At 36.8% G+C, this 12,450-nt stretch carries 11 protein-coding genes; 7 read left to right on the top strand and 4 right to left on the bottom strand.

Going from position 1 to position 12,450, the window contains the following annotated elements:
- The first annotated feature begins 34 nt into the window (after positions 1-34).
- Genes QV04_RS06360 through QV04_RS06350 form a run of 3 tightly spaced genes read left to right on the top strand, consistent with a single transcriptional unit; the run spans position 35 to position 5,246 of the window.
- Positions 35-430: a DUF1795 domain-containing protein gene (locus QV04_RS06360; protein ID WP_065231375.1), complete on the top strand. Its 396-nt coding sequence runs from the start codon at positions 35-37 to the stop codon at positions 428-430.
- Between the two features lie 2 nt (positions 431-432).
- Entirely contained in the window at positions 433-4,815 is a 4,383-nt protein-coding gene (locus QV04_RS06355) for an RHS repeat-associated core domain-containing protein (RefSeq protein ID WP_065231376.1), read from the top strand.
- Positions 4,803-5,246 carry a hypothetical protein gene (locus tag QV04_RS06350; RefSeq protein WP_065231377.1) on the top strand — a complete coding sequence of 148 codons (444 nt, stop codon included), beginning with the start codon at positions 4,803-4,805 and terminating at the stop codon, positions 5,244-5,246. Before QV04_RS06355 ends, QV04_RS06350 begins: the two co-directional genes overlap by 13 nt.
- Positions 5,247-5,360: 114 nt before the next feature.
- Here QV04_RS06350 and QV04_RS06345 read toward each other — a convergent pair whose 3' ends face one another.
- Positions 5,361-6,242 (bottom strand): phage integrase N-terminal domain-containing protein, encoded by an 882-nt coding sequence (locus QV04_RS06345; RefSeq protein WP_065231378.1) that lies wholly within the window; start codon positions 6,240-6,242, stop codon positions 5,361-5,363.
- 1,220 nt (positions 6,243-7,462) lie between these two features.
- On the opposite strand from QV04_RS06345, the gene QV04_RS06340 reads away from it, so the two are divergent.
- A complete protein-coding gene (locus QV04_RS06340; protein WP_065231379.1) occupies positions 7,463-8,428 on the top strand; it encodes a replication initiation protein in 966 nt (321 codons plus the stop codon).
- 222 nt (positions 8,429-8,650) lie between these two features.
- Here QV04_RS06340 and QV04_RS06335 read toward each other — a convergent pair whose 3' ends face one another.
- On the bottom strand, positions 8,651-8,875 hold the full coding sequence (locus tag QV04_RS06335; RefSeq protein WP_065231380.1) for a hypothetical protein: 225 nt from the start codon (positions 8,873-8,875) through the stop codon (positions 8,651-8,653).
- A gap of 399 nt (positions 8,876-9,274) precedes the next feature.
- Here QV04_RS06335 and tenpIN point away from each other — a divergent pair, with 399 nt between their 5' ends.
- On the top strand, positions 9,275-9,736 hold the full coding sequence (tenpIN, locus tag QV04_RS06330; protein WP_065231381.1) for a type III toxin-antitoxin system TenpIN family toxin: 462 nt from the start codon (positions 9,275-9,277) through the stop codon (positions 9,734-9,736).
- Positions 9,737-9,940: 204 nt separating this feature from the next.
- On the opposite strand, the gene QV04_RS06325 is transcribed toward tenpIN, so the two are convergent.
- Complete coding sequence (locus tag QV04_RS06325; RefSeq protein WP_065231382.1) at positions 9,941-10,171, bottom strand: hypothetical protein; 231 nt, start codon at positions 10,169-10,171, stop codon at positions 9,941-9,943.
- Positions 10,158-10,805, bottom strand: a complete 648-nt coding sequence (gene parA, locus QV04_RS06320) for a ParA family partition ATPase (RefSeq protein WP_065231383.1) — start codon at positions 10,803-10,805, stop codon at positions 10,158-10,160. Before parA ends, QV04_RS06325 begins: the two co-directional genes overlap by 14 nt.
- 513 nt (positions 10,806-11,318) lie before the next feature.
- Between parA and QV04_RS06315 the strand changes: the two genes are divergently transcribed.
- Positions 11,319-11,546: a hypothetical protein gene (locus QV04_RS06315; RefSeq protein WP_065231384.1), complete on the top strand. Its 228-nt coding sequence runs from the start codon at positions 11,319-11,321 to the stop codon at positions 11,544-11,546.
- Between the two features lie 23 nt (positions 11,547-11,569).
- Positions 11,570-12,145 carry a recombinase family protein gene (locus QV04_RS06310; RefSeq protein WP_065231385.1) on the top strand — a complete coding sequence of 192 codons (576 nt, stop codon included), beginning with the start codon at positions 11,570-11,572 and terminating at the stop codon, positions 12,143-12,145.
- The last annotated feature ends 305 nt before the right edge of the window (positions 12,146-12,450 follow it).

Below are 12,450 nucleotides of genomic sequence, written 5' to 3'. Positions count from 1 at the left end.
TTAGTGTACCACTACAACCTTTAATGAAGGGCAAATCAATTTGCCGACAAACTGGAAAGACCAATCTATAAATATGTTTGTGGTGCCTGATGAAAACCCTATTAACTTTGTCATTAATCGGGTTGTAGTGCCTTTTGGTGTTTCTAATGAAGAATATTATGCCCAAATTCTCGACCAATTTCGCAGAGAGTTGAAAGACTATCAGGAGCTATCTTATGAAGTGTTGTCATTAAATGATATACCCTCACATTTATTAGAATATCAATGGCAAACACCCGAAGGGAAAATGTCCCAACTAACCCTATTGCATATTACCAATGGAAAATTATTAACCTTTACCTTTTCCTCTCAATTAGGCTTTACAGCCAACCAAAAACAGTATTTACAACAGATTATTTTTACCTTTAAATCAACTTCATTGAGTATCTGACCGTGGATAATTCCTCTCAAGACATCGCTGAACGTGTTAAGCAACGTATTAAAAACTTCAAACGCTCTTCTGTCACCGAGGGAAAACCTTGTGAAGTGGTGATGCCTGCTGCACGGTCTGATGTTGCGTTGGGTGATACGATTAAACACAGTTCCACTTGGGCTGCACTCGCAGGGGCTGCGGTTGGGGCGATGTTGAGCTATGGACCTCAACTCCTGGCTTTTATTCCGGGGCCGATTGGTATTGGTGCTCGCATTGGGATGTTTTTGTTTAACGTGGCTGATGCCGGTACGGCCATTGCCTCAGAAAAATCCCTGTCTGAACGGGCGGCTGATACGGTTTCTGATTGGATAGAAAGTTTTTCTGCTGACTCCCACGGTAAATTGGTAAAAGGTGCTAACTCGGTTCTGATAAACAATCTGCCTGCAGCCTTTGCTACGCCACCGAAAGGGGCAAACCAAAGTGTAAAATGTGATGACCATACCCTTCAAGAAATTGCCCAAGGGAGTGAAACGGTTTATATCGAAGGTGCACCAGCCGCTCGTAAAGGAGATAAAACAAGCTGTGGGGCAACCATTAGTAGTGGTTCGCCCAATGTCTTTTTTGGCTCGGGGCAAACGACCACACAGGATATTGCGTTAGAAACGGCAGAGGTCATTAATATTGTCTCCTCTGTGGTGAATGTGGGGTTAATGATAAGAAACTTTGCACAGATTGCTAAAAATATAAAATGTGCCATCACTGCATTTAAAGACAATAAAGGGGTAAACCGTTATATTCAATCAGGTGCAAAATTGGTTGATGGCGACCCCATCGATGTTCTTTCCGGGCAAGTGGTTGAACAACGAACAGATTTCATCCTCGGTCAAACTATTCCACTTTCTTTCACCCGAACTTGGGCGAGAAGTAAAGAAACCGACTTTGCCGATGGGCTTTGTGGGCGATATTGGGCGGATAATTTTTCTGAATATGTCAAGGTGTCTGCCAATGGGCAGCATATTCAAATAGCGACTGCTGAAGGCACGTTTTTACGCTTTGCCTTGCCATTGGGCTATATGCAGTCTTTCAATCCCGACCACCCTCAATTTACCCTTAATCGTCATCGGGACTACCTTGAACTCTTTGACCGTGAAACACGCTTATCAAAATTTTTCCAAATTTCAACCGCTCGTTTTGCCGAGAACAAGGATGAGTTAGGCTTTCCTCCCCTTGAAGACGGTATTTTCCCAATAAACCATTGGCAGGATGAATTTGCCAACCGAGTGGATTTTATCTATCAAGGTAGTTGCCTGGCTCAAGTCAAACATTCTGATGGCATTGAACTGATTTTAGCCTATCAAAAACAATGGCTCCATCAAATTATCCGCACCGATACGGCGCAGTCTGAAATACTGGTGACCTATCACCAAGATGAACAAGGGGCATTAATTGAAAGCAATGCCCTGCTTGATTTCCATCTGTTCTACGACTATGACGATAAATTCAATCTCATTCGGTGGTCGGATAGGGATAAAACTTGGGTGGATTATCATTATGACGAACAAGGTCGGGTTATTCACAGTATTGGTGCGGATGGCTTTTATCCAGTATGGTTTCAGTATGAAGAGAATCGCACCACGGTTTTAGACAGTCAACAACGTGCTACGGTGTATGACTATGACAATCATCTCATGAAACCGCTCACCATCACTTCGCCAAGCGGTGCCAAAACGTATTTTGACTACGACCGCTACGGCAATTTACTGACCCAAACCCTACCTGATGGTAATCAAATCACCTTTGATTATCTTGAGCAAACGGGTTTAGTTCGGTGTTTTACCGACACACTAGGCAATCAATGGCAGTATGAATATGATGACCAGGAAGTGCTTATTAAGCTCACCGACCCACTAAACCGCACCTGGATAAGACAAACCCATTTAGCAGAAAATGGCGAAAAACAGACCGCACTTTTCACCGCCCCCGACGGCACAACCACCGAATTTATTCGTAATCAATATGGGCTATTAACGGAAGTGAAATCCACGCTTGGTAAACATCAACAAATCGAGCAATTTCACTATGACCCACAGCATCGTTTGATTGAAACCCTAGATAGCGAGCAACGCCGTATCCAACTCGGTTATGACGATAAAGACCGCCTAAGCCGGTTTACCAATGGCAGGGGCTATCAGTGGCAGTATGGCTATAATGCACACCATAAATTAAGCCGTATTAACCGCCCGAACCAAAGCCTTGAACAGCAAGACTACGACCGACACGGCAATCTCATTCGTTATACCGATGCCAACGGGGTAGATTGGCAGTTGGAATACGGTGCGTTTGATTTACTCACTGAAAAAATCGATGGTGAGGGCAACCGTTGGCAGTATGACTACGACAAAGATAGCCTCAAACTCAACAAAGTCACCAACCCGAAAGGCGAAACCTACACCTATACCTTTAATGAAAACGGACAAGTCGCTACGGAAACCGACTTTGCTGATAACTGTTGGGTTTATACCTACAACGAAAATGGTACGCTCAAAAGCCTCACTGATGGTGAGGGCAATGTGACCCATTATGACTACGACCCAGGTTATCGCTTAATTCGCCTTATCACGACTGACGACAGCTATTTTTACGACTACGATAAACTTGGTAGAGTTACCGCTATTCAAAGCCTGTATAGCCGACAAACTTTTGACTACAACCTTAACGACCGTATTATCAAAGAAACCCAAAACGGCAACAAAATTCACCGCACTTATGATGATGAAAATCAGACACTTACCCGAACACTGTATGTTGAGGGGAAAGATGAACCTATCATCACGCAATTTAAGTACAACAACCTCGGAGAGTTAATTGAACTCAACTTGCCGAATACAAACGCTCAACCTCACCAACTATTTTTCCAATACGACCAAAACGGCAACGAAACCGACCGCACTTGCCCACAAGGGTTTATTCTCAAACAAACCTATGATGCGATGGATTGCCTCACCCAGCAACGGGCAGGTTGGGAGCCGACACAGTTTTTTGACAAAGACGAACTGCGTGCCACTGGAATTGGCGAACCGAGCTTTGCTGAGGTCAATCAACGTTACCGTTATGACAAGGCACTGAACACCCTTGAAACTAAGGATAAAGGCGAGCAACTTTATTTTACGCTCAACAAAAATAACCAAATTACCGCCGTTCACAACCCAAACCGTGAACAAGAACGCTATGCCTATGATGAATGTGGTTACCTCACCCAACGCTATGTGGGCAGTGAAACCTATGGCTTAATTCAAAACCCACACCATCCCGAATTTCACACACAACGGCAAATTGTCCAACATCAGAATATTTACCAAAAAGGGCATAAATTACACCGCTTAAACGAAAACTACTACGAATACGACAAGGCGGGGCGGTTGGTCACCAAGGTTGAAAAACGGGATGGCTTTAGAAAACAAGAAACCCACTACCGCTGGAACGGAAAAAACGAACTGATTGGCATCACCACGCCAAAAGGCGAAATGTGGTATTATAAATACGATGCTTTAGGCAGACGGATTGCTAAAGAATGCCCACAACAACATCTACGCATTGAATACCTGTGGGATGGCGACCAGCTTGCCTACACGCAAACTTTCAAAAACGATGAAATTGTCAGCGAACGGCATTCTATATTTAATGGATTTGAATTAATCGCCCAACAGGATAACTATAAAACCCTTAAACAAACCATTGATGGCAATATTGTAGAATGGAAGCAGGAAACCGGCTACGCTATTTGCCAACCGAATGGACAAGTACTCGCTCTTCTTAATCCGCAAGGTAAAACTCTATGGCATAAGGAAAAACGTAGCCTATGGGGACTATCGTTTAGCGACTACCACCGAAACTCACAACTTGACCCGAATTTACTTTTTGCAGGACAATGGCTCGATGAAGAAAGTGGGTTGGCGTATAACCGTTTTCGATATTACGATCCTGAAAGTGGGAATTACATCAGTTCAGATCCGATTGGGTTAAATGGTGGGGAAAATACTTATGGTTATGTAAGCAATCCATTAGAGAAAATAGATGAATTAGGTTTATTAAGCAGAAGAAAAAATTTTAGAGCCGCTAAACAAGCAGCTGGAATACCAAAAAGTAGTCAATTTGAAACTCATAAATTTGTACATGATAATACATCGGAAAATCGTACTGTATTTAAATTTTCAAATGATGGAAAAAATAAATATGTGATATTACATGAGAACGATAAATTTGGTAGAGGTCCTCATTTTCATGCTGCTGATGGTATAGAAGGTGAATCCAACCCTATGAACAAAGGGAGATATAACCAATATAAAGGACATTTTCCAGAAAATATTGAAGGTTTTGAAAAGGTGAAAAAATGCAAGAAGTAAAGAATAGAATTGCTGTTTTAAAGAGAAAATTATTAGTAAAAGAAGTAATTTCTTTGCTTAGATTAGATGAATATAGCGAGGAAATAAAATGCATTGAAGATGATGAAGTTACATCAAATAACTTAAGAAAGTTATATAAATATTCTGAACAACACAAAGTAAAAGAATTTGATTTAGAAAAATTCAAGTTAAATAATGCGTTAACTTTAATTGATGATATTTTCTGGAAAGAAAAAGAGATAACATTTTTTATTTTTCATAAAGAAAGAATACAAATGATTTTACCATTAAATATTTTTTTAAAACAAAAAAATTATATAGTTAGCGCATTATTTAATATGGATAGAAATATTGTATTTTGTAGTGAAAATCTTAAACATGGTTTTTGTTTTTTATATGATGAATATAGCGTTGGTTTCTATAAATGGTAATAATAATCTCATTTTGCTCAATATGCTGATTGGATAGATTTAAAAGGAAAGGAGTAAAAACCTTGAAAATATAATAGAAATAACTAGTGTGCCATAAACATAAAGTTATCTATTTCAACGCCCAAGATAAACAGCGGTAATTTCCTCTCGATTATGCCCAAGCTCACTGCTGACTTGTAACCTCGCTTCTTGATTTGCTTGTTTTTCGCTTTCAGAGAGCCTTCTAGAGGTTTTCCCACCCTTCTTAGGAGAAAGTAAACCTGACAATTCCTCATAACGTTTCTGAGCATAGCGGTGGCGCAAACCGTGATTTTTAACCTCCCCAACTTTTGCCGTTTGGTATTCATAGGTACGCATTTGTTGCTCATAAGTTTTATGATGAGGAATGAGTGATGGAGTATTATTTTCCCGACAAAATACGTGAATTTCATCGAGTAAACGACGTTGTTCAGGGGTTGTAATAGGAATCGTTCGCTCACGTCCGCCTTTACACCAACTTCCTTTTAACAGAATTTCAGTCTTCCTATCAGCAAATTTAGGCTGAAATTTGATGGCCTCTTCCCGTCTTAACCCAAATGCTTGCTGAAGCCGAAGGGAATATCTTACAAAATCGTCCGTTAAGCGTTCTAAATTCGATTCTAAGAGGCTTTTTGCTTTATTACTATGGTTATCCACATATTTTCTATTTTCGATGTTATAGCTCGAATTAGAGCGCTCTACGATACGAGGATTCCCAATCCTTTCAGCTAGCCATCGTAAATGGCTCATTCTATTCTTGATGGTACCGGTTGAGATATTCGGATCGGATTTCCATTTTTCGACAAGGTAGCGAATATGTTTACCTTTAAGTTGCTTGACATCACGAATGCCATACCCGGCATCGGACAGGCTTTGCATTGCCGCCTTTAAAGACTTTTGTCTTTCTGCGGCCGTGCCAAAAGAGCCGTCTTTATTATGCTTACATAAGACGAAGACAGAATAAACGAGATCACGCATTGCGTTTCTCCTAAATGGAATGTTAAGTGTTAGTGCGAAATCAAACAGAGCGTAGGTGTTTGATTAAATCAATGATGTTCAATGGATGTTAATATGTCATTTTTGTTGGGCAATTTCAGATACTTAAAGCCCTGTACCTCTGCTCGTGTTTATTCATGGAAAACCTTAGTAAAACCAAAATAACATTATCGCATTGAAGCTCAATGATTATTGCTGAAGATACAGCGTAACAAGACAGGGCATATCATATCTTGTGTAGTTTTTAATGTTACAAGCATTTTCAAGTCATTTTTATTCTCCGTAATCATGAAAAAAGTCAAAGATTACGTTTTACCCAATGAGGCAAAATGTAATCCCCATCAGGGTGGACGATTCAAACAACTGTCGTCAGAATTGGCGTTCCAACGTGTCCGCAGTCTTAAAAGGCTCTTCATCAAGTTGCCAGTCTTGAGCGATAACCGAACCCGAGGGACGAAGCATTTCAGGTTATTACAGCTTCTCCGTTCATTTTGATAGGCTGAACTGCAAGCCTTAAGAGCACCTAATTAACCGTAGGCTCGGTTTGGTTGCATAACGCAACAAAGGGCATCTAGATTACTTGCTAGACTCAAGTTTTAGTCATCTAACCGCAGTTAGAACGTTGCTTTTTCAAGACTTTTGCAACTTTCAAAGTATCAAGCAAAGTGGTTATAGATACGAAGATCGCAGCTTTCAACTTGATTATTTTGCGCTTAAATCATAGCGTTTTTTTCTATATCATTCAATACAAATATTGATAAATCCTTTTCTTAAAGCAAATTAATTGTGAGAAATACAAAATCCGTCATTCCCCAAAAACGTTGTTTTTAGCGAATGACGGATTTTACGAATCAGGTTATTTACAACCCTAAAACCTCGATAAAGCCTTGTGCGACAAAGGTTTTAGCTAAAAATAAAAAAAAAAAATAGGGCTAAAAGCCCAAAAAGAGCCGTTAGGCTCTATTTTTTATCTTTTTTATATTTTTATCTTGTTTTCGGTATAGCTAGAGCCTTTATTTACAAGGGATTAGACATTTTAAAAACTACAAATTTCTTGTTTATGACTACAAATTTCTTGTTTTATGACTACAAATTTCTTGTTTTATGACTACAAATTTCTTGTTATGAACTTCTTTGTTTGTTAATGTAGTCTTTTGTGGTGTTGATTTAGTGAAAAATCCCTTAATAAGGTTTTTAATTTTATGGCAAATGATTTAACAATTGTAAAGGCAAATAGCCTAATTGAGGCGAGCTACCGGCTAACTTTAGATGAAATGAGGCTGTTAGCTTTAACTGTGGGGACAATGGATCCAAAAAGCGAACAGCAAATTTTTGAATTTACTATCGATGATTTTATTAGACAATTTCCTGATTTGAAACGAGACAGTGTTTATGAGCAGATAAAAATAGCCATTAAACGTATTAGTGAGCGTTGGGTTCGTACAGAAGATAATGAACGTATAACAGAATTTCGTTGGGTATCATCGAGAACGTATTTCAAGAAAGAAGGACGTTTTCGCATTGCAATGACTAACGAAGTAATGCCCTATCTAACCCAACTAAAAGGACAGTTTACCCAGTATCAATTAAATCATATTTCGGGCTTTTCTAGCTTTCATTCTATCCGCTTATATGAGCTATTGACACAGTATAAAAGAGTGGGGGAGCGATATATTTCAGTAGAAGATTTAAAAAAATGGCTTCAGCTTGAGGAAAAATATGATCGCTACAACAACCTCAATCAACGAGTTTTAACGCCTGCGCTGGCAGAAATTAATGAGAAATCAGATTTGTTTATTGAATATGAGCCGATTAAGCGAGGGCGTAAGATTATCGGCATTGAGTTTAATATTTCTTATGAAAAGCCGATCAAAAAACGTCCAAAGTTTCCACATAAGAATAATTATGGCAAATACGTCAAACTAGATATGCAGAACCCTAAAATGAGTACCCATGAATACGGACTATACGCCCGAGATTGCCTAAACATCCTGGATGAACATTACTCTAGCATTGAAGATGTCACTAACGAAGACTTACGGAATTACTGGGTTTTTTTGGCAGTAAATGACAGTTTTAAATCCAAATTAGGTACAAAAAATACCTTTAGTGATGAGGTAAAGGTGCGTGGATTTAAGATAGTGAATTGTGAATTGGTAAAAATTTAGATGTAAAAACAATCGATAGATAAGTTTCCCCAGGATTAATGATATTTTTAGTTTCAGATAATAGCGATTTATATGGATAGAATAAAACATGAGCGTTTCCTTTTTTAGATTGATTTTGACACTAATACTCTAAGCGGGAAACACTCACTTTTTATTGTGATTCGTCAGATTTTCTCTGATATCCTACTGATTACTACAACTGCGTTATCAGCCTACTTAGAGTTATTTTTTTTCTAATTTAGAAAAGGCGCTTGGGAATTTTTCATGATATTTATCAATTTGATCATGAGAGAGATTTTTTAAGTCTTTATCTTTTTTAATCTCATCAATGATTTTAATCAATTGTTTTCGGTTATCTTCTGTTTCTCGATACCCATGCTTACTTAAGAAATGATTTAATTCCCAACTTTCAGATTTATTTATGTATTTTCCTATTGGTTTACTCATAATGATTCTCTCTATTAAAATTAGCACCTAAAAAAATGTTTTAGTTTCATTAAAGCTAGTCATTTTAAATATTGGGGATAATAGATAAATATCAAGTTATAAAGTTCATTTTCCCATCACGAGATGTTGTTTTTGCTAAAATACAAGCTGAAATGCTATGTGTGAAGGTGAACAACGTCCAACGGCTTATGAGAAGATATAAAAAAATACCTTGAAATTACTCAAAATAACTATATAATGGAATCGTGGTGGTAAGGTCGCCCCACTTAAAAAACAGAAAGATCTGATTGAAATCTGTGGAGGTAGGTTCGCCCCACTTAAAAAACTGAAAGACCGTTTGAATTACACCCATTCTAATTTTATTATTAGAATGGGTTTTATTTAGGTAAGTCACATAATATGAGCATAGCCCATTTCTTTCAACTATCTGATTTGTTTTATGAAGATCACCCTGCCGATACATTTAATCAAATCCTAGACCCTAAAAAGAACGGACGTGGATATTACGGTGTAACAATTATAGAACTTTACAATCTAAAATTTGCTATCCCTTTACACTCAAATATAGATGTAAAAAAGGGCTATAAGTTAAGAGAAGATGATTTTAGTGGTAAAAAATCAGGACTAGATTTTGAAAAAGCTGTGATTCTTCGGAAAGAAGAGTATATAGGCTCTGAATATGAGGTTAAACCAAGAGTAGATTATTCTAAGGTGAACAAGAACAAGAATCACATAAATAAAAAATTTAAAAAATATATTGATGAATATATCAATGCAATCAGAAAAAATGATGAAAATATCATTAAGCAAAGATATCAAAATACTACCCTAATATATTTTCATGATTTGCTAAAAATCTAAAAAGATGCGGGAGGCTTTTCTGCTCATTTTTTATGTAGCAGTCGGCAGATCCCACACGTTGCGGGATAGTGTATAATTTGGCACTTCATTACGGAATATAGTTTTACTAAGATTTCGCTTTATTATCTAATGCAAACTGTATCAACTTTTCACGTTGGCTACATTCTTCTTGAGAAATCATAACTTACTACTTATATATATTGTTTATATTAACCCTTTCTGTTCTAAATCAGAACGGATTAACTCATTAACATACTGTTTGAAGCTCATATCATTTTGCACTACGTATTGTCTCGCTGCCTTATAGATCTCTGTATTCAAGTAAATAGATGTTTGTTGCTCATTAGAAGACAAATTCGATTTTAGTTCCGGCATTGCTTTTTTTTCAATACTTCCTAAGGATAATGATCCTTTTGTTAATTTAGGCTTGCTCATTTGGTACTCCTAGCATTATTAAAATTTCATCAGTAATTTGCGTAATTTCCTCTTTAGCCTCTTTGGACTGCCCTTCGAAAACAGTACGCCCATCACTTAATACCTCTGCATAGCTCACTCTAAGCCCTGTACTTTGTGAAAGCAGTGGTATATCAAAATTTTCATCAATGAACTGTACAACATCTTTTGTCAGATTAGTTTGCTTGTTTGTCTGACTAAGCACTAAACCAGCTTTCAATCTTTCATCAATCTGCATTCGAGTTTGTACAAGTTCGATACTGTCTTTACACGCCCATATATCGAACTGTGATGGCTTTAACGGTATTAAAATAAAGTTAGAAAGACGGATAGTGTCAGCCATACTTTTTTCTATTCTTGGTGCACCATCAATTACAACAAAATCTGCTAGTTTTTCAAGTTGCTTAATATCTTTTTCAGATATTCCTTTGTCGCAACCGTATACAGGAAAAAATTCATCAGACGCTAACGCATTCCACTCTCTAGCAGAAGCCTGCGGATCAGTATCAATCAATACAACATTATATCCTTTTAGTTGTAAACAACGGGCCATATTGATTGAAATGGTACTTTTTCCGCTACCTCCTTTTTGGCTAAGAACAGAGATAATTTTCATAGTAACCTCTCAAATTTTTTAATCAGATAGTTATATTGCTACCGATGAAGAGAATAATATAGTATATAAAAGAATAAATCTACAAAAATATATTTATATAAATATATTTTTGTAGATTTATATGTCATGCTTCGTTAATCGGCTCATATCTATAAATAGCCTTTTCATAGGTATCCGAAGAAATCTTTCTACAACCTGCTTTTTCTAATTTATCAAGTTGAAGGGGTAAATCCTGCTGAACACAGGAAACTCTCGTAAATCCAATTAATGCCATATTTGTTTTACTGAGAGAATTAAAAAATATAGTCCGACCGTATGCTTTAGTATAGAGCAAGTCTTAATATTAGCCCAAAAATCTAGGGAATATTTATTGGCTAGCACAAAACATAATTGAAATAAGTTTTTAAATAGTTTATTATGGGTAGCCAAGAAGTTTAAATTTTTTGATGTGTAAAAATGAACCTTATTCATGATGACAATCCATATACTACAAAAAAATCACAGGAGGAAATTATGGCTGGAAAATCAGATTGGGAATACATTAATTTATCTCAAGATCACGAAATAGATTATATACTATCCCAATATGGCTGGAAAAAGGATGAAAATAATAGAGAAATTTTGAGAAAATGGGCTTTAGAGGCTAAATTAAAATTAGGTAGAACAAGTACTCAAAACATTACTCACGGTGAATTTTATGAATTTATTTTAAATGTAAAAAAACATAAAAGAATAAGATAACCTTAATAATCATTAAAATAAAAATGGCTAAAATAGGATACGCAAGAGTTAGTACACTAAAGCAAGACTTAAATGAACAAATAGCCGAACTTAAAAAGTTCGGCTGCTCAAAAATTTTTTCAGGAAAGAATTCAGGTAAACCAGAACAAAACAAAGCTCAGCTTAATGAGTTACTCAACTACATCAGAGAAGACGATATTGTTGTCGTAACAAAACTTGACAGATTAGGCAGAAGCCTTAGCCAATGCCTAAAAGTGCTTGATATATTAACAGAAAAAAAAATAGGCTTTATCGCTTTAAATCAAGGGATAGATACGACAAAACGCAAAGACCCTATGGCTATGGCAATGATCCATTTGCTCGGCTTATTTGCCGAATTGGAACGAAATTTTATAGTAGATAGAACACAAGGCGGGAAACTCGCAAAAATTCAAGCTGGAAACCTAAACGCAGTAGGTGGACGACCGAAAATACTATCAGAGAATGAAGAAAAAAGGCTTTTTAAAGATATAAAAAAAGGTTGCTCAATCAATAAAATGGCTGAAAAATACGAAGTATCAAGAGCAACAATTAGCCGATATAAAAAATTAACTAAATAGCTACCGTCTCCCTTGAATCCAAAAAGGTTACAAATTTACTTTTGAACATTTTTGGATTTCCAATTTATAGAGCAAACTCCTCCGATTTTTTGAGGTGTAAATCGTTTTGGGTTGTACCTCTATCTTTGATGCGTTGAGCGTTCTATTTTCAGGACGATCATTGACAGAACAAAAGAAGAAAATCATTTAGATAAAATTAATACAGAAACATTTATTAGTCTTGTGGTAACATTTCATCTATATATTCTTTTTTATCTTTTCTCTCAAATGGATAGACAAACTTATACCTGTAGTGATCCACTAAA

The organism is Gallibacterium genomosp. 1 (assembly GCF_001678575.1).
In the GTDB taxonomy this organism is placed as follows: Bacteria; Pseudomonadota; Gammaproteobacteria; order Enterobacterales; family Pasteurellaceae; genus Gallibacterium.
The sequence above is the reverse complement of the archived record's forward strand: the minus strand, read 5'-3'. Positions and strand labels throughout refer to the sequence as shown.

What these genes read in the sequence shown, in the direction of transcription:
- QV04_RS06350 (WP_065231377.1), top strand. Translation starts at nt 4,803, where the DNA reads ATGCAAGAAGTAAAGAATAGAATTGCTGTTTTAAAGAGAAAATTATTA.
- QV04_RS06345 (WP_065231378.1), bottom strand. Translation starts at nt 6,242, where the DNA reads ATGCGTGATCTCGTTTATTCTGTCTTCGTCTTATGTAAGCATAATAAA.
- QV04_RS06340 (WP_065231379.1), top strand. Translation starts at nt 7,463, where the DNA reads ATGGCAAATGATTTAACAATTGTAAAGGCAAATAGCCTAATTGAGGCG.
- QV04_RS06335 (WP_065231380.1), bottom strand. Translation starts at nt 8,875, where the DNA reads ATGAGTAAACCAATAGGAAAATACATAAATAAATCTGAAAGTTGGGAA.
- tenpIN (WP_065231381.1), top strand. Translation starts at nt 9,275, where the DNA reads ATGAGCATAGCCCATTTCTTTCAACTATCTGATTTGTTTTATGAAGAT.
- QV04_RS06325 (WP_065231382.1), bottom strand. Translation starts at nt 10,171, where the DNA reads ATGAGCAAGCCTAAATTAACAAAAGGATCATTATCCTTAGGAAGTATT.
- parA (WP_065231383.1), bottom strand. Translation starts at nt 10,805, where the DNA reads ATGAAAATTATCTCTGTTCTTAGCCAAAAAGGAGGTAGCGGAAAAAGT.
- QV04_RS06315 (WP_065231384.1), top strand. Translation starts at nt 11,319, where the DNA reads ATGGCTGGAAAATCAGATTGGGAATACATTAATTTATCTCAAGATCAC.
- QV04_RS06310 (WP_065231385.1), top strand. Translation starts at nt 11,570, where the DNA reads ATGGCTAAAATAGGATACGCAAGAGTTAGTACACTAAAGCAAGACTTA.